Annotated in this window: 18 protein-coding genes and 1 other RNA gene; 5 read left to right on the plus strand and 14 right to left on the minus strand. The window is 39.4% G+C overall.

The window, feature by feature from the left end; translation table 11 throughout:
• The first annotated feature begins 92 nt into the window (after positions 1–92).
• The 3 genes from F565_RS0104185 to F565_RS0104200 all read left to right on the plus strand — a co-directional run bounded on the left by F565_RS0104185 (position 93) and on the right by F565_RS0104200 (position 4,649).
• Positions 93–1,493, plus strand: coding sequence for a tetratricopeptide repeat protein (locus tag F565_RS0104185; protein ID WP_026299876.1), 1,401 nt, complete (start codon positions 93–95; stop codon positions 1,491–1,493).
• 149 nt (positions 1,494–1,642) lie between these two features.
• Positions 1,643–2,383, plus strand: a complete 741-nt coding sequence (locus tag F565_RS0104190) for a shikimate dehydrogenase family protein (protein WP_020211950.1) — start codon at positions 1,643–1,645, stop codon at positions 2,381–2,383.
• Positions 2,384–2,531: 148 nt separating this feature from the next.
• The gene (locus F565_RS0104200; protein ID WP_020211952.1) at positions 2,532–4,649 is read left to right on the plus strand and encodes a DUF349 domain-containing protein; all 2,118 of its coding nucleotides are present in this window, start codon (positions 2,532–2,534) and stop codon (positions 4,647–4,649) included.
• Between the two features lie 233 nt (positions 4,650–4,882).
• Here F565_RS0104200 and F565_RS0104205 read toward each other — a convergent pair whose 3' ends face one another.
• The 5 genes from F565_RS0104205 to def form a co-directional block, all read right to left on the minus strand.
• Complete coding sequence (locus tag F565_RS0104205; protein WP_020211953.1) at positions 4,883–6,010, minus strand: hypothetical protein; 1,128 nt, start codon at positions 6,008–6,010, stop codon at positions 4,883–4,885.
• Between the two features lie 2 nt (positions 6,011–6,012).
• A complete protein-coding gene (mazG, locus tag F565_RS0104210) occupies positions 6,013–6,786 on the minus strand; it encodes a nucleoside triphosphate pyrophosphohydrolase (RefSeq protein ID WP_026299877.1) in 774 nt (257 codons plus the stop codon).
• Positions 6,787–6,796: 10 nt separating this feature from the next.
• Positions 6,797–6,937, minus strand: a complete 141-nt coding sequence (locus tag F565_RS22800) for a hypothetical protein (protein WP_020211955.1) — start codon at positions 6,935–6,937, stop codon at positions 6,797–6,799.
• 101 nt (positions 6,938–7,038) lie between these two features.
• Positions 7,039–7,506 (minus strand): DUF5606 family protein, encoded by a 468-nt coding sequence (locus F565_RS0104220; RefSeq protein ID WP_020211956.1) that lies wholly within the window; start codon positions 7,504–7,506, stop codon positions 7,039–7,041.
• A 69-nt stretch (positions 7,507–7,575) separates the two neighbouring features.
• Positions 7,576–8,163, minus strand: coding sequence for a peptide deformylase (gene def, locus F565_RS0104225; RefSeq protein WP_020211957.1), 588 nt, complete (start codon positions 8,161–8,163; stop codon positions 7,576–7,578).
• 472 nt (positions 8,164–8,635) lie between these two features.
• Between def and F565_RS0104230 the strand changes: the two genes are divergently transcribed.
• Positions 8,636–10,858 (plus strand): FUSC family protein, encoded by a 2,223-nt coding sequence (locus F565_RS0104230; protein WP_020211958.1) that lies wholly within the window; start codon positions 8,636–8,638, stop codon positions 10,856–10,858.
• A 14-nt stretch (positions 10,859–10,872) separates the two neighbouring features.
• On the opposite strand, the gene F565_RS0104235 is transcribed toward F565_RS0104230, so the two are convergent.
• The 3 genes from F565_RS0104235 to F565_RS0104245 all read right to left on the minus strand — a co-directional run bounded on the left by F565_RS0104235 (position 10,873) and on the right by F565_RS0104245 (position 12,708).
• A complete protein-coding gene (locus tag F565_RS0104235; RefSeq protein WP_020211959.1) occupies positions 10,873–11,421 on the minus strand; it encodes a hypothetical protein in 549 nt (182 codons plus the stop codon).
• Positions 11,422–11,433: 12 nt separating this feature from the next.
• Positions 11,434–12,060, minus strand: coding sequence for a hypothetical protein (locus tag F565_RS0104240; protein ID WP_020211960.1), 627 nt, complete (start codon positions 12,058–12,060; stop codon positions 11,434–11,436).
• Between the two features lie 87 nt (positions 12,061–12,147).
• Complete coding sequence (locus tag F565_RS0104245; RefSeq protein WP_020211961.1) at positions 12,148–12,708, minus strand: hypothetical protein; 561 nt, start codon at positions 12,706–12,708, stop codon at positions 12,148–12,150.
• 103 nt (positions 12,709–12,811) lie between these two features.
• On the opposite strand from F565_RS0104245, the gene F565_RS0104250 reads away from it, so the two are divergent.
• Entirely contained in the window at positions 12,812–13,507 is a 696-nt protein-coding gene (locus F565_RS0104250) for a DUF2461 domain-containing protein (RefSeq protein WP_020211962.1), read from the plus strand.
• 98 nt (positions 13,508–13,605) lie between these two features.
• On the opposite strand, the gene F565_RS0104255 is transcribed toward F565_RS0104250, so the two are convergent.
• The 6 genes from F565_RS0104255 to ffs form a co-directional block, all read right to left on the minus strand.
• Positions 13,606–14,424 (minus strand): alpha/beta fold hydrolase, encoded by an 819-nt coding sequence (locus F565_RS0104255; RefSeq protein ID WP_020211963.1) that lies wholly within the window; start codon positions 14,422–14,424, stop codon positions 13,606–13,608.
• 264 nt (positions 14,425–14,688) lie between these two features.
• Complete coding sequence (locus tag F565_RS0104265; RefSeq protein WP_020211965.1) at positions 14,689–16,191, minus strand: malate:quinone oxidoreductase; 1,503 nt, start codon at positions 16,189–16,191, stop codon at positions 14,689–14,691.
• Between the two features lie 103 nt (positions 16,192–16,294).
• Positions 16,295–16,714, minus strand: coding sequence for a Holliday junction resolvase RuvX (gene ruvX, locus F565_RS0104270; protein WP_026299878.1), 420 nt, complete (start codon positions 16,712–16,714; stop codon positions 16,295–16,297).
• An 85-nt stretch (positions 16,715–16,799) separates the two neighbouring features.
• Positions 16,800–17,078: a hypothetical protein gene (locus F565_RS0104275; RefSeq protein ID WP_020211967.1), complete on the minus strand. Its 279-nt coding sequence runs from the start codon at positions 17,076–17,078 to the stop codon at positions 16,800–16,802.
• Positions 17,079–17,226: 148 nt separating this feature from the next.
• Positions 17,227–17,502 carry a hypothetical protein gene (locus F565_RS0104280; protein WP_020211968.1) on the minus strand — a complete coding sequence of 92 codons (276 nt, stop codon included), beginning with the start codon at positions 17,500–17,502 and terminating at the stop codon, positions 17,227–17,229.
• A gap of 123 nt (positions 17,503–17,625) precedes the next feature.
• An RNA gene (gene ffs, locus F565_RS22595) (signal recognition particle sRNA small type) lies at positions 17,626–17,723 on the minus strand.
• Positions 17,724–17,806 lie beyond the last annotated feature (83 nt).

Below are 17,806 nucleotides of genomic sequence, written 5' to 3' on the forward strand. Positions count from 1 at the left end.
GTTAATTAAATTGTTTAAAAGATATTGCAATAAATTCTTTTTTAACTAAACATTTCGTAAATTTAAGAAGGATTTTTTTAAACACAAGGAGTATGAATCTGAGCCACGAAGAAGAAGATCACAGTTTATCCTTATCAAAGTTTGAATCGATGTTGAAAACCAACAAAGTACTATTCTTTGATTCTGAAGAGTTTGAAGACATCATCCTTCATTACCTCGACAGCGGTAAAATTAATTTAGCTAAGAAGGCCTTAAAACTCGGCCTGGAACAGCATCCCAGGTCCACAGGCTTAAAATTAGTTCAGGTAGAAATTTTAATTTTTGATGACAAGCTTGAAATTGCTGAAAAATTATTAAACGAGCTCTATGCCATAGAGCCCACCAACGAAGAAATTTATATACAAAAAGCTAACGTTTACAGTAAGCGCGACCAGCACGAAAAAGCGGTAGAGCTGCTTAATATAGCCCTTGAGTACACCGATGATTATGCCGATGTATACTCGCTTATAGGGATGGAATACCTTTTTATGGATAACCTTGAGCTTGCCAAAGAAAGTTTTATAAAATGCCTTGAGGAAGATACCGAAGACCACTCATCTCTTTATAATGTAGTGTACTGTTTTGACTTTTTGGACCAGAACCAGGAAGCTATTGAGTTTTTAAACAGCTTTATAGACAAGAATCCGTATAGCGAAATTGCATGGCACCAACTGGGGCGCCAGCATTACACACTTAAAGATTATGAAGGTTCATTGCGGGCCTTTGATTATGCCACACTTATAGATGAAACCTTTTTAGGGGCTTTTCTTGAAAAAGCAAAAACCCTGGAGAAGCTTAAACGCTATGAGGAGGCTATAGAATGCTACACAACCACTATGGAGCTTGATGACCCTACCTCGTTTGCATTGTTGCGTGTGGGTAAATGCCATGAAAGGCTTGGCAACTTAGAAAAAGCGCTTAAGTTTTACCTTAAAACGGTTCATGAAGATCCGTTACTGGACAAGGCATGGATAGCTATTACCGACTTTTACATTCGTCGTAAAAACTACCAGAAGGCACTTTACTACGTAAATAAAGCGATTGGTATAGACAACGAGAACAAGCTGTACTGGAAACGTTATGCCACGATAAACAACGCCCTGCATTTTCATGAAGAGGCAGAAGAAGGCTACCGTAAAGCAGTAGAGTTTGGCGATAACAATTTAGATACCTGGTTATTCTGGGTAGATACACTGCAGTTTCTTGGAGAAAACAACATGGCAATAACGACATTGTTAGAGGCCACAGAATTTTTTCCCGAAGAGTATGAAATAGAGTACCGCCTTGCAGGATTTCACTTTACACTAAACGAGACCGATAAGGGGATGTTTCACCTTAGCAACGGCCTTAGGCTAAACTTTAAAAACCACACACTGCTGGAAGATTTCTTCCCTGTAGTATTTCACACGCCTCAGGTACAGGAAGTGGTTAACAAGTATAAAAAGAAAAAATAACTGTCTTTCCTTATTATAGCACCGGTTTTATCCCGGTGCTTTTTTTTGCTGCATATTTTACAAAAAGCTTATATTTGGTAAACAGCTACACAATACTACTGTAATAATTTTACCGGCTGTTACCTTACAGGTTTGTAAAGAATATATAAATGAAAGACAAAATTTTTGGCCTCGTGGGCCGCAATATCAGCTACTCGTTTTCGGCAGGATATTTTAAGACAAAGTTTAAAGAGTTAGGTTTAAAGAAATACACTTACCTGAATTTTGATATTGAAAGTATCGATAAACTTAAGAAAATCATTAAAAAAACAGACGGTTTAAAAGGCCTCAATGTAACTATTCCTTACAAGCAGGAGGTTATTCCGCTATTGGATAAATTATCTAAAAATGCAGAAATAATAGGAGCTGTAAACACCATAACTATTTCTAAAAAAGGCAAGACCAAAGGCTACAATACCGATTATTACGGCTTTAAAAAAGCCTTAGAGCCTTTACTAATGCCCCATCATAATAAGGCTTTAATATTAGGTACGGGCGGAGCATCTAAAGCGGTGGCATTTGCTTTACGCAAAATGATGATAGAGTATGACTTTGTTTCGCGTACGGGCAGCGATACCATTTTTAGCTATGAAGAACTTACCGCAGAAGTTTTTGAAGATTACCAGATAATAATAAATACAAGCCCGGTAGGAACTTTTCCTGATGTAGACGAGTGTCCGCCGCTAAACTACCTTTTATTTACAGAAAACCACATAGCGTTTGACTTGGTGTACAACCCCGCTGAAACGAAATTTTTAAGGCTTGCCAAACAAAATGGTGCTGATACAGAGAATGGTTATGCCATGCTGGTGCACCAGGCAGAAAGGGCTTGGGAAATATGGAATAAATAATATTTTAAAGGCTATTTTTTTTATAATAATCATAGTTTACACTTATAAAAAGTAAGATTAGTATCATAATTTGATGTTTTTCTTTGAATTTAAGACTGGCTTTACTATCTTTCGGCATTAAAGCAGTTAAACCCTTAAGCATTATACAATGTTAGAAGAAAAGAATGATAACCTGCAAAACGCAGATGGAGAAGAACTTGACCCGATAACAGGTTCTGTATTACAGGACTATTCGCCGGAAAACGAAACGGAAAGCACTGATGCAAATGATGCATCTATAACCCAAATTAACGAGACCGAAGGCCAGTTGCCTTTTGCCCCGGAAGAGGTTGTAAATGGTGGCAAAGAAGTGGAAACAGCTACAGGCACAGAAACCGATGAAACGGAAACACCTGTTAATGAGGAACCACAGGCCGAAGTTGAAATTGCACCTGCCGAAACCGCATCGGAAGTTACACCATCTGAAGATACTGCTCCAGTGGCAGAAGAGGCACATGCATCTGAAGAAGAAGCACATGAGGAAGAGCACCCTGAAGAAGTGCCTGATTATGGCGCACACTCTATGGAGGAGCTTACAGCCGAACTTGAAAAACTTGCTGTTACAGAGAATGTAATGTCGGTTAAAAACCATGTTGAAGAACTTCGCAGGGAATTTTATGCTAAATACAACCACCTGATAGAGGAGAAAAAAGACGAATTTAGTCACGAAAATAACGGAGATACGACCGGGTTTGAGTACCACTTCCCTCTTAAAAATAAATTTGACGCACTGTACAACCAGTACCGTGATAAAAAAAGTACGCATTTTAAAAAGATGCAGACTGACCTTAAAGGTAACTTTGATAAAAGGCTTGCCATTGTTGAGGAACTTAAAAACCTTGCCGATGGTGGAGAGAACATGAAAGACGCCCTTAAGCAGGTTAACGAACTGCGCGAACGATGGAAAAATGCCGGTCCTATTCCGCGTGATAAATACAACCATGTATTTAATAACTTCCACTTTCATATAGAGCGTTTTTACGACCACCTGCACCTTGACAGGGAGGCGCGCGACCTTGATTTTAAACACAACCTGGAGCAAAAACAAAAAATTGTTGCCCGTGTGGAAGACCTGGTTAATGAGCCGGATGTTAATAAGGCATTTCGTGAATTACAGGCACTGCATAAAATTTGGAAAGAAGAGATTGGCCCTGTATCCCGCGACCACCGCGAAGAGATTTGGAACCGTTTTAGCGAACTTACCAAACAAATTCATGACAAGCGTGAAGCTATTTTTGCAAAATCACGCGAGGCTGAACAGGAAAACCTTGAGAACAAACAGGATATTATAGCACGAATTAATGCTATAGCATCTGAGAAAATAGCCGTGCACAGCGCGTGGCAGGGCCAGATAGACCGTATAGAAAGCCTGCGTGACCAGTTTTTTAAAGCCGGTAAAGTGCCTTTAGAGGTTAACGAAGATACATGGGCTGCCTTTAAAGCTGCTGTACGTAACTTTAATACCGTTAAAAACTCGTTTTACAAGGATATTAAAAAAGACCAGCAAACAAACCTTAACCGTAAGCTGGAGCTTGTAGAAAAAGCAAATGCGCTTAAGGACAATGAAGATTTTGAAACTACAACTCCTGTTATGAAACAAATTCAGGATGAGTGGAAAACCATAGGCCATGTGCCAAGAAAGTATTCTGACAGCGTTTGGAAAGACTTTAAAGGGGCGTGTAATCATTATTTTGACAGGCTGCATGCTAAACGTAACGAGGCTAACAGTGAAGAAATTGAGGCTTTTGACAAGAAAAAGGAATACCTGGACAGCCTTAAGGATTTTGAACTTACAGGCGACCACCGCACCGATCTTGATGCCATTAAAAAGCATATTGAAAACTGGAAATCTTTTGGCCGTGTACCACAGGCAAGAAGGCATATAGAAGGCAAATTCAACAAAATACTGGATGCGCTTTTTGATAAGCTTAGCCTTAGCAAAAAAGAAACCGATATGGTTAAATTCAGCAACAGGCTGGAGCAGCTATCTGAAGGTGACGACAACCGCGGGTTACAGAACGAGCAGTTGTTTATTATGCGTAAGATAGACGAAATTCAGGCAGAGATTTTCCAGCTGGAAAATAACATACAGTTTTTCTCTAATGCTAAAGGTAACAACCCTTTTGTAAACGAGGTTAAGAAAAACATTGAACGCCATAAAGAAGAACTTAAAACGTGGAAAGATAAGCTTAAACAAATAAGAAGCATTAACAAACCACAGGAATAAAAAAAAACCAGCTTAACGGCTGGTTTTTTTATGCTTTTATTTGTCGTTGAATAATTTCGCTGAGAATATACGGCTATGTCATTCCGACGAAGAAGGAATCTCAATTGAGATTCTTCGACTACGCTGCGCTTCGCTCAGAATGACAAAACACTCTAAACATATTACTCAGATGTTGGAGGAATCTCTATTGGGTTTACACGATTGCGTTTCGCTAAGGATGATAAAGCGGTAACCTATTTATAATCAAAAGTAACTGGGATCTTATTGGTTACAATTTGGGGTTCGCTTACAATCTTTTTTTCGTAGCGTGGTGTAATGGTAGTATCTGTATACTTTTCGTCCTTGTACTTTAAATGCTCTATAATAGCCGACACTTTTACATTAACATCTATTGGCTGAATATAATTATCATTAGCAAGTGCCATAAAATATTTGCCCTGCTGCATTCCTGTATCTGTAAAACGCTTATAAGCCGCTACACCTTTACCGCTATCAAAAGGTTTACATGGCTTATTAGCTAAAAACAATTTGTTGTTAGCCTCATTAACCAGTGCATACTCTACATCTTCACCGTTTACAGGCAATACTAAATTAGTCAGCGTACCGGCTGCAATACCACCTAAAGGTGTAGAAAAATATGTAGCGACACCTTTTACTCCCTCTACAATCATTTTACGGTTTTCCTTCCAAAATTCATTACTCTCCTTGCCTACACCCACCCAGTATGCCCAGGCCACTACTTTTTTAGTTTCGTCTTTAGCAACATAATTCAGCGGAAGTGTAAAATCTATACCAGTCTTAGTCTCTCCCATAGATGTTTTTGCATTTACGCGCTGGCTTTTATCGAGCACAATTTCTTCATACTTTTTTTCAGACAATACCACACGGCGAGTCTTCTGTACATGTAGCGTATCATACCCCACAACAACATCTTTAGTAAGTGAGTTCCAAACGGTATCCTGCTTTGTAACCCACTTAATGGCGGTATTAAAATTCTTGTCGGCACTATTTTTAGGCACACGCATTATCTTTACATTGCACACACGCTTGCCCTTTGTGTCATTTTTAAACCTGAATGCAAAAACCGATTTATTGTTTACCGTAAATTCCTGCGCTTTCTCTTTTTTAATATTTTGCCTCCTGTACTTATACGTTTCAGGATATTGCATAACGCTTACTTCGCTTACATAATTGCCGTTAGCTTCTTCTATAGTAAAAATAACCCTGTCACCCTCTGCAAAACCATATAATAACTCCTGTGTATCGGCAGGTTCCAGCTTAAGCTGCAAATCGGCCACCGCAATTTTTTGTCCGAAACACACGCCCGAAGCCAATAACACCGCAAATAAAATCCTGTTCATACTTATAATTTCTTGGCTTCGTTCCAAAACACATCCATCTCGGCAAGGGTCATGTCCTGTAATGGTTTGCCCAACTCGCCTGCTTTACTTTCTAAATACGTAAAACGTTTAATAAACTTCTTGTTCGTTCGTTCTAAAGCATCTTCGGGGTTAATATTAATAAACCGCGCGTAGTTAATAAGCGAGAACAACACATCGCCAAATTCGGCCTCCATCTTGTCTTTATCGCCTGCCTGTACCTCATCATGAAATTCAGCAAGTTCTTCCTGCACCTTTTCCCACACTTGGCTTGATTCTTCCCAGTCGAAACCCACACCTTTAGCCTTATCCTGGATGCGGCTGGCTTTAACCAGTGCCGGCAGGCCTTTAGGCACACCTTCCAGCACACTCTTCTTGCCCTCTTTAAGCTTCAGCTTTTCCCAGTTTTGTTTAACTTCCTCTTCATCTGCCACAACTACATCGCCATAAATATGTGGGTGGCGGTGTATCAGCTTTTCACAAATGCTATTTGCTACATCTGCAATATCAAAGTCGCCGGTCTCGCTGCCTATTTTGGCATAAAAAACAAGGTGCAGCAACAGGTCGCCCAACTCTTTTTTAACCTCCTGCAGGTCGTTGTCCAGTATAGCATCGCCCAGCTCATACGTCTCCTCTATGGTAAGGTGGCGCAGGGTTTGAAGGGTTTGCTTTTTATCCCACGGGCATTTTTCGCGCAGGTCGTCCATTATATCCAGAAGCCTGCCAAAGGCATCAAGCTGTTGTTGTCTTGTGTTCATATTTTATTTATTACCATGTCCAGTCACTATTATCTTCATCAAAAAAATCAGGTATAAGTATTTCTGAATGTCCACTATCTTCAACTTCCTGCCTTATCATTTCTGCCCAGCCTTCGCGAGGCTTCGTTAGATTTTTATTCTGATTATTCATTACGCTAAAATCTGCCGTTAAAATTACTCATATTTAACACAAACAAAAAATCCTGCCGCTAATTAAAACGGCAGGATCTCTGTTATATAATTGTAAGAATGCTATTCTTCAGCTTTAACCTCTTCGGCAACAGCATCATTAACTTCTTCTGTATCTGCAGCAGGAGCTTCAGCAGCAATCACCTCATCTTTACTTACAAGGCCTTTAGCCTGTAGCATGTTGTACCAGTTAAGTATCTTTTTAATGTCAGATGCATAAACCCTGTCCTCATCAAAAGCAGGCAAAGCTTCCCTAAAGTAAGACTCAAGCTTAGCATTATCCTCTTTATGAGATAAAGCCGGGCCGTTATCTTCTTTCTCAGCAATGGCACGCAACACCTCTGCAAGGCGAACCTCGCCATCATAAGTGTACACAGATATTTCAGACAGCAAGCTTACATTGCTGCGCAGGCCTACAGTAATCCTTTTTCCGTCTATAAGAGATTCAGCCACAAAGCCTGTCCTTGTTTGTATCTTTAATTCGTAAAGTCCCGGTTTTCCGGAAATAGCTAATATTTTTTCGATGCTCATTATATATAATGTTTCTTTTTTTTATTTAAGGGATGGCAAATATCTAATCTTTGGCTTTAAAAACAAAAATTATCTGCCTTTTTTGGCAATAAATTTCATCTTATAGTCAGGCCTTGTTTTGCCTTCCATAATATTTTGCAGCTTCTTCTGTATTAAACGCTTTTTAAGCGACGATATTTTATCTGTAAATAAAATACCCTCTATATGGTCGTACTCGTGTTGTATAACCCTGGCAATAAGCCCGTCATACACATCGGTATGTTTATTAAAATCTTCGTCATAATACTCTATGGTAATCGTTTCGTGGCGGTACACATCCTCACGCACTTCAGGAATGCTAAGGCAACCCTCATTAAAGCCCCACTCCTCTCCTTCTTCCTTAAGTATGGTGGCGTTTATAAAGGTTTTTTTAAAACCTGCAAGCTGTGCCTGCTCTTCTTTGCTAAGGTCTTCGTCTTCGCTAAAAGGGCGGGTATCTATAACAAACAAACGTATAGCAAGGCCTACCTGTGGGGCAGCAAGGCCCACACCAAATGCTTTATACATAGTTTCATACATATTGGCAACAAGCTCTTTAAGTTCAGGATAATCCTGGGGTATCTCTACACCTTTTTTACGCAGTACCGGGTCGCCATATCCTACTATTGATAGTATCATGTTATTTTGCTTTTATAAAGACATACACTAAGTATGCCACCGTTTGTAATAAAGTGCAAAAATAGTAAATTTAAATGATTAACCTACATCCTTACCATCTACACAAAGCAATCATGTAATCACTTAAACTTCTCTTCTTTTGTCTTGAAACAAAAGAAGCAAAAATTCAAGGCTCTAACTTCTTTCGCTACAAATTATAAGTCTCGGCTAAATCATTTGAACTCGCTTCGCTCAAACAGCAAATGATTTTTAACGCCTCAACTTATAATTTGATTAACGCAACGAAGTTTAAGGCCTTAGCTTCACTCAAACTTAGCATAATGTCTATTTATATCTAAAAAAAGGTGTATCTGTCATAATAGTTATTAGAACGGGTAAGAACAAACAGTAAATGCTAAAATTTTGTGAGAATTAACCGCACAACATAGTATTCAAAACCGCAATCACTACCTTTGCCGCATACCGTTATTATATGATACAAAGCATAAGGCAATTTACAGATAGTGCAAATTTTACCCGCGCAGTTTTAGTAACGGTTGCTGCGGCGCTCCCTGTATTTATACTTAATAAATTCGGCTTTTTTGATGAAGGCCTTACCGTTGCCATAGGTGCCTTTTTAACCTACCCGGCAGATATTCCCAGCAATTTACAGCACCGTGCTAAAGGCCTGCTTGCTGCCGTGTGTATAGTGGTGGGCAGCACGCTTGCCGTAAATGTACTGCACCCCTACCCGTGGCTGTTTTACCCTGTAATTACAGTATTTATATTTTTTCTCTCCATGATATCTGTCTACGGGCAACGTGCTACCATGGTGGCTTTCTCGGGGTTGCTGGCTATAGCGCTGGGCACTGGGCACATTAATACAGGGTGGGAAATTGTAACTTACTGTACCTTTGTTCTTGCAGGTGGGTTACTGTATACCGCACTGTCATTAACCTTTAATTTTTTAAGCCCGCACCGCTATGCCGAACTGCAAATTGCAGAATGCCTTAAGCTTACAGGAAAATACATGAAACTGCGGGGCGACCTGTGGAATGCCGATGCCGACAGGGGCGCCATTGTAGAAAAACAGCTCAACCTGCAGGTAGACATTAACCTTACGCACGAAAATTTAAGGGAGGTGCTTATTCGTAACCGCTCTAACTCCGGCAGCTCCAGCCGAAGCCGGAGGATGCTGCTCGTGTTTACCTCGCTTATGGAGATCTTAGAAATTGCCCTTTCTACCTCTTTTGACCACAGCAAGCTGCACCAAAAATTTGGCTCCCACTCTAAAGTGCTTACCACCTACCAAACCCTGGCTTACAACCTTGCCTCAACCCTTAAAAAAATTAGCAAAAGTATAGAGAACCGTACTAAGTATGTACCTAAACATAACCTGCTGGCCGACCTGGAAGCACTTGAAAATGCCATTGCCGAATATGAACAGATACTGGGCAAAGAGGATGCGGCCGAAGGCGTATGGATGCTTACAAACATGGTGCATTATGCCGAAAAGCAAATTGAAAAAATAAAGATAATTGAGCGTTCTTTTGGCATTAACGCCAGCTTTAATGACCTTGCTAAAAACCGCGACAAAGACCTGGATAAATTTCTTTCGCCGGAGTTTTACAGGATAGATACCATAAGAGAGAACCTTACATTTTCGTCAACCATCTTCAGGCATTCGCTGCGCCTTGCCATTACTATAGCATGCGGCTTTGTAATAGGTGCGCTCTTTCCGCTGCAAAACGTATACTGGATATTGCTTACCATAGTGGTTATTATGCGCCCCGGTTACGGGCTTACAAAACTACGCTCTTACCAGCGTATTATAGGCACTATTACTGGAGGTATTATTGCTTTTGCCATACTTAGTGTGGTGCACCATCCTGTAGTTATTGGCACGCTTATTATTGTGTGCATGCTGCTGGGGTACACCTTTACGGCAATTAATTACCGTATAGGTGCCACGTTTGTAACCATGTATGTTATTTTTCTGTATGGCTTGCTTACGCCGGATATTAACCATGTGCTGCAATACCGCATTATAGATACCGTGGTAGGATCTGCGCTGGCATTTATAGGTAATTATTTTTTATGGCCATCGTGGGAGTTTATGAACCTCCCGGTTTTCATTAAAAAATCTATAGAGGCGAACAGGAATTACCTTGCCGAAATTTCGCAATACTATAATCAGAAGGGCTTGGTTACTACACCCTACAGGCTGGCACGTAAAAATGCGTTTGTAGAGCTGGGCAATCTTATGTCATCCTACCAGCGTATGGCACAGGAACCAAAATCGAAACAAAAACAGCAGCAACAGGTGTATAAACTTGCGGTGCTTAACCATACGTTGCTATCATCATTGGCATCGCTGGGTACTTATACGCAATCGCATAAAACGTATAAGGCATCTGAAGCTTTTAATGTAGTAGTTACCACCGTTATAAGAAACCTTGACACTGCCATTGCCCTGCTTACCATGAATGTACTTGCCGAAGAAGCGCAGGAAGCACACAACGAAGAACTGGCTACCCGCTTTACCGAACTGAAGAACATCAGGGCACGCGAGCTGAGGGAAATACATGTAACCGATGAAGAAGAATTCAAACTAAAAATGGAAGAGGCCCACCTGGTTATAGAACAATTGGTTTGGCTTAACAGCCTTTCAGAAAAAATTGTAAAAGCGGCAAGGACGCTGGAATTGGGGAAATAAGAATTAAAATTTATTTATTTTGTTCTATTACTAATGAAGTATATAAAAGTATCATATTCGCCTTTAGTCATATTCCCTATTTTATATTCCGATTTAAAAAGACGCTTTACTGTAGCGTCAATCTTTACAGTCCTTGTAACAAAAACCACCGGCGTGTAACTTTTGCCATCAATTACAATCTTAATTCTCTCCTGCGACGGATAACCATAAATTTGGATAATGTTAATCAGTGCCCCAAAAACTTTATCAGATACTGTATCGAAAAAATCAGCGTTGTTAGCTGGCACCTCATTTCCATAACCAAGAAATTCTCCAACTGTGGGCGATGCTACCGGGTTGTTAGTTATAAGATTTTTATAGAAATACGCCAGGCCTTCACCTTTGTCTTTCTCAGTTTTTGTTATTGAAGTAAAATAATGCAGTACATTACTGTCAAGATAATGCATCAGGATAAGTTTGTTTTTTACAATGTTCTGATCACGCTTTAAAAGCGCATCTTTTTCGGGTTGGCAAAAGCCCGGTATACAGTAAAACAGTAGTAGAATAAGAGAACAATATTTCATTTAGATTATGTTTTATAGTTTTACGTTGTCTGTAATTCTCATTTTTACACCGGCATTCTTTTCCAGCCATTCTATATCGGCATCGGTTATCAATTTTTTTCTTTTCATTATAAATTTGAAATGGTTGTACTCTTTATCCGATAAATTTCCCTGTTTATTTTCGCGCTTAAAAATAGCCTTAAGCTTTTTATCATAAGCATCGCTGCGAATTATAAATATCATGCTGCCGCATGTCGCATTTTTAAAAGCACCGGCCCGCATCCTTTCGCAAGAAGGATAGCCATACTTTTCTGTAACCGTTAGCAGCATTTCAATATTCGTGCTGTAAAGAGCATCCATAAATGCGTCATTATTTATAGGCTCTGCACCGTCTTTATACCCTAAATATTCCGGAATATTATACGATGGTACAGGACTATAGCCTATAACTATTTCCCTGTAATAGCGGGAAAAACCCATGTTTGCCTTTTCTTCAGCAGGCTTTATAAAATAATTAGTAGCACACCTGTCAAGGTATTGTGCCATGGTAATCATTTCATCTACTTTAAGGTTATCTGCTTCTAACAGCGCATCTTTTTCGGGTTGGCAAAAACCCGCTACAGAACAAAGTAATATTACACAGAAATATAAATGTTTCATAAAAGCTAAACAGTTGGTTGCGTTACCAAATATAACATACTCGTACTAACAAAAAATACCCATTAATGGGTATTTTAAGGATATAGCTTATTTTCTTTTGGACATAAAAAATTTTAACGTGTCATATTCATTTTCCGACATGTTGCCAATCTTGAGTTCGGGTTTAATGAGTTTCTTTAATTTGTCGTCGCCCTTATCTGTTCGCGATACAAATATAGATGCCATCATGTTTTTCTTAGCAGCCACATTTACCTTAACCCTGCTTGCAGAGGGATACCCATACATCTCTATAATAGACACTAACGACTGGATATTTTTCTCTGCCACCCTTTCAAAAAAATCGGTTCCGTTAAGGGGTACTTCATTAGCGGCATAGCCCAGATATTCTGGTATGGTAATAGCTACTACAGGGTTGCCCGATACGATAACGCCACTATAGTAATTTACAAAATTGGTATCTTTCGAACCCTTTTTTACGTCAGGATGTTTATCATAATAAGACGTTGCCATGTGGTCCAGGTAATGCATTACCGTAAGGCGGTCTTCTACCTGTTTGTAGTCTTTTGCCAGGAGCGAATCTTTTACCGGCTGGCCAAAACCGGCAATACAGCATATAAATGCTACTGCAGAGAATATATATTTTATCATAACTTAAAGTAATTAGTTAAAAATCAACCACTAAGTTAAAACTATTACAATATCAAAACTATACCCATTAATGGGTATTTTTGCTAATTAAACACATACAAAAATGCAGAATCAGCAACAGCTAAATATACCGGCCTCCAGCCTCGATTTTTTAAAACAATTACAGCAAAACAATAACCGCGACTGGTTTAACAGCCATAAAGAAGACTATTTGCAGCAGCTTGAAATTATTGAAAAATTCGCCTACGGCCTGCTTGCCGAACTAAACATCCACGACGTTATAGAAACACCATCGGGCAAAAAAGCGTTGCAGCGCATTTACCGCGACACCCGCTTTTCGGCAGATAAAACTCCTTATAAAAAATATTGGGGTGGCGGTTTTACAAGGGCAACAAGCCAGCGAAGAGGCGGTTATTACTTTCATTTAGAAAGTGGCAATACCTTTGTGGCAGGTGGCTTTTGGGCGCCCAATGCACAAGACCTGAAACGCGTTCGCGAAGATATTAATTATGATGCCGCACCACTTAGAAAGATACTTAGCAGTAAATTGTTTACATCAACGTTTGGTACATTACAGGGCGAGCAGGTAAAGACATCGCCTAAAGGTTTTGATGCCACGCATGAAGCGATAGACCTCCTGCGCTACAAACAGTTTTTACTGATAAAACGCTTTACCGATGAAGAAGTTACAAGTCCATCATTTTTAAAAGAGGCAAGCCAGGCTTATAAAAACATGCGCCCGTTTTTTGATTATATGAGCGAGGTACTAACAACTAACAGTAACGGGCAGCCGATTTAAAAGGCAAGCTTTCTGCTAAACCCTAAGAAATTAATTACAAAAAAAGCTGTCAACACGTTGCTGACAGCTTTCTTGCAATAACAATATTATAAAACAATTTACGATTTTATAAACTCTAAAATATCTTTATTAATTGTTGCTGCTTCTGTAGCCGGCATACCGTGAGGGAAACCCGGGTAAGAAATAAACTTACTGTTAGGTAAAAGTTTTGCAGCCCTTGGTGCCTGGTTAAAAGGTACTATCTGGTCGTCTTCGCCATGTAATACAAGTACAGGTACCGTTACACTCTTAAGGTCTTCAGTAAAGTCTGATTCAGAGAATGCTTTAATACCTTCATAATGTGCCAATACAGATCCCTGCATTGCCTGTCTCCACCAGTTGTGCTTAATACCTTCCTGTACCTTTGCTCCTTCGCGGTTCCAGCCGTAAAAAGGTATTGGGAAATCATAAAAATATTGTGCCCTGCTAAAGCCTGTACCTTCACGAATTTCATCAAAAACAGATAACGGCACACCTTCGGGGTTACTGTCATTTTTAATCATGATAGGCGTTACTGCACTTATAAGTACTGCTTTTGCAACACGGTCTTTACCGTAACGTGCTACATAGCGAATAGCCTCACCACCACCTGTAGAGTGGCCTATGTGTATTGCATCCCTTAAGTCAAGAGCTTCGGTTAATTCAGCAATATCAGCTACATAAGTATCCATATCATTACCGTTAGCACTTTGTCCTGAGCGTCCGTGGCCGCGGCGGTCATGCGCTATAACCCTGTATCCCTGTTTAAGGAAAAACATCATTTGGGTGTCCCAGTCATCACCTGATAGTGGCCATCCATGATGAAAAACAATAGGTTGTCCTGTTCCCCAGTCTTTGTAATAAATTTCAGTTCCGTCTTTTACTGTAATCGTACTCATTTTTTTGGTTTTTTTGATTATTATTTAGAATTGTGTTTTAAGGATAGGTATTTTCTTTTTAAAAAAGTTTATCTCCCCTTGAAATTTACAACTTTGCGCCCAAAAACACAAGACTCTACAAATCAAATATTTAAAAATATTAAGTTAAATTTAAGTTACGAAATGTCGTATTTTTATGTAGCCATTTCTTACAATCGTAATAATAAAAAATGCCTGCAAATTTACTCTGCAGGCATTGCGTATTATATAATTGCAAACTCTTTTTTAGAAAGAAGTAAGCCCTAATACTTTATGAGAATGTTCCCTTAATTTTGCCAGTAATTCCGGCTCATTATTAAGATGCTTACCGTATGATGGTATCATGATGCGCAGTTTTTGCTGCCATGCTTCAGTTTTTACCTGCTCTGTAAAGCAGCGTTCTAAAAGCTCTACCATAATAGCAACAGCAGTACTTGCACCCGGAGAAGCACCTAAAAGCACTGCAAGAGTACCATCGGCACTATTTATAACCTCTGTACCAAACTCCAGCTTGCCGCCCTCTTTGTCATCTTTTTTAATAACCTGCACACGCTGACCGGCAGTTTCAAGTACCCAGTCTTCCATTTTTGCATCAGGCATATATTCCTTAAGTGCTTCAAGCCTGTCTTCGCGGCTTTGTGTTACCTGCTGTATAAGGTATTTTGTAAGCGGTATATTATGGTATCCGGCAGCCAGCATAGGGCCTATATTGTTTGCACGTATAGATGTAGGCAAGTCAAAATACGAACCCTGCTTTAAAAATTTGGTACTAAACCCTGCATAAGGGCCAAAAAGTAATTCTTTTTTGCCGTTTATCATACGGGTATCTACGTGGGGCACGCTCATAGGCGGCGCACCTACAGATGCCTTACCGTACACCTTGGCATTATGTTTCTGTATAATATCTTCGTTAATACATTTTAGCCACTGCCCACTCACAGGGAAGCCCCCAAAGCCTTTACCCTCTGGTATATCGGCTTTTTCAAGAAGGTGAAGCGACCCACCGCCCGCGCCAATAAACACGAACTTAGAATATACACGCACTTTCTCGCCGGTGTGCAGGTCTTTAATCTTAAATTTCCATTTGTTACTACCGTTCTTAGAGCGGCGCATGCTCGATACCTCTTTGCTAAAGAACAGGTTTACACCATCCTGTTTACCCAGCCATGCAAACATATCGCGGGTTAACTCGCCAAAGTTTACATCGGTACCTATTTTCATGTTAGTAGCGGCAATAGGGTCTTTGCTATCACGGCCTTCCATAACAAGGGGCATCCATTCTTTAAGCGTTTCAGGATCTGTACTAAATTCCATACCATGAAACAGCGGAAATTTTTGTAATGCCTCATGCCTTTTTTTAAGAAAATCTACATTATCCTCTCCCCATACAAAACTCATGTGGGGTATGCTGCGCACAAAATCTTCGGGTTTACTTATCAGTCCTTTTTCTATCAGGTAGGCCCAGAATTGTTTAGATTGCTCAAATTGTTCGGCAATTTTTACAGCCTTAACAGTTTCTACATCGCCATTAGGCAATTGCGGGGTATAATTAAGTTCACAAAAAGCAGAGTGGCCCGTACCCGCGTTATTCCACGCGTCCGAACTTTCGGCGGCAGCTACGTCAAGCCTTTCATAAATATTAATTTTTACTTCGGGCATCAGTTCTTTTAAGAACATGCCAAGCGTAGCGCTCATTATACCGGCGCCTATAAGAACCACATCGGGCTCTTGGTTGATAGTTGTGGACATCTGTATGTTTTGAAAACACAAATTTACTGGTAAAATGTCTAATAATTTGTACAATATTAGCATCACTCAGCACTATAACATACTTTTAACAAAAAAAGCGTTTTTAGAACATATTTTTTCGTGATAAATAATCCTGAAGCATTATTGTTGCCGAAATTTCATCAATCAGAGCTTTGTTTTGCCTTTGCTTCTTTTTTAATCCGCTACTTATCATCGTCTGGAAAGCCATTTTGCTTGTAAACCTCTCGTCTACTCGTATTACCTGCATATCAGGAAATTGCCCAGTAAATTTTTGGGTAAAGGCATTAATAGCCTCTGCGCTTTGCGACGGCTCTCCATTCATTTGTTTGGGGTCGCCTATAAGTACAGCCTCTACCTTCTCTTTATTAAAATAATCTTTAAGAAAATCCAGTGCTGTGGCAGATGGTATCGTGGTAAGCCCGGATGCTATAATCTGCATTTCATCGGTTACAGCAATACCGGTGCGCTTTTCACCATAATCTATAGCAAGTATCCTCATTATACAGGGTTTAAAGTTTGAGCATGCAGGGTGTAAACAGTTGCAAATATACTCTTATTTGCACACACGTGGCTTTTGTTGCCGTATGTTACACCTTACTAAAATCTTCGATACATTTTTTAGCATACAGTTTGGTAATGCTAAACACACGCTTTTTAGCCTCGCCATCTTTTTCTAATTTATGATTTGCAAGAAAGCTAACCGCCGTATTTTCAAATTCTTTTTGAAGTTCATTTATAAATGTTTCCAGCTTAGAGCCACCGGCAGATAAGTATTTTTCATTATTAAACTTCTGATAAAAATCTTTATGTAACTGGTTGCAGGAATTTTCCAGTTGCTTCTCTAATTCTTTGTACTTGAAACTCATTAATTTTAAAGTAGTCTTTTTTAATTATGTGGCAAAATAACTACAATAAGCTATAAAAAAAGTTATAAAATTTAACTCAAATTTAATAAAATTTTTCGCGCATTAAAATTTCTAATCTCTAAAAGATTTTAGTACTCATAACTACATTTTACATTACCATTTTACCATAATGCTCTACACATAGTTTGGCATGCTTTTTTGTAATTGCTCTTATAACATGTAATGCCTCAGCATTTTCGGCAATCATATTTTTTTCAATAAAAGAAGTTTCAGCTTTTTCAAACTCTGTTTTAATGACATCTAAAAAAGCTTCGAGCCTGCCCGGGCCGCCCGACTGATAGTTGAGGCTATATTGTGCAGTTAGATTTGTTATAACTTCATTACAGGCACAATCAAAATCGGTTTCTAAAGCTGAATAATCCACAATTGTACTTATTAAAGGTTAAACTTTATACAGCCTTTTTACAGACAGGCTAAATTACAAAAAAAGAGCTGTCTTAAAACAAAAAAATCTCCGCGAAGGAGACTTAACTATAAAGCAAAAAAAAATGGCAAGCGACCTACATCGCACCGCTACAACCACATACCTTTGCTGTGTTCCCACCCTGGAGGAGTCTGCAGGAGCTGGTCGTGTAGGACTTGCCGGTGCAAATATACAACCTTTTTGAATTTTTACAAGCCATTGCCCAATATAAAATACAATTGTATATTGCTTTATTATTTTTAAA

It is taken from the genome of Flavobacterium rivuli WB 3.3-2 = DSM 21788 (assembly GCF_000378485.1).
Taxonomy (GTDB): Bacteria; Bacteroidota; Bacteroidia; order Flavobacteriales; family Flavobacteriaceae; genus Flavobacterium; species Flavobacterium rivuli.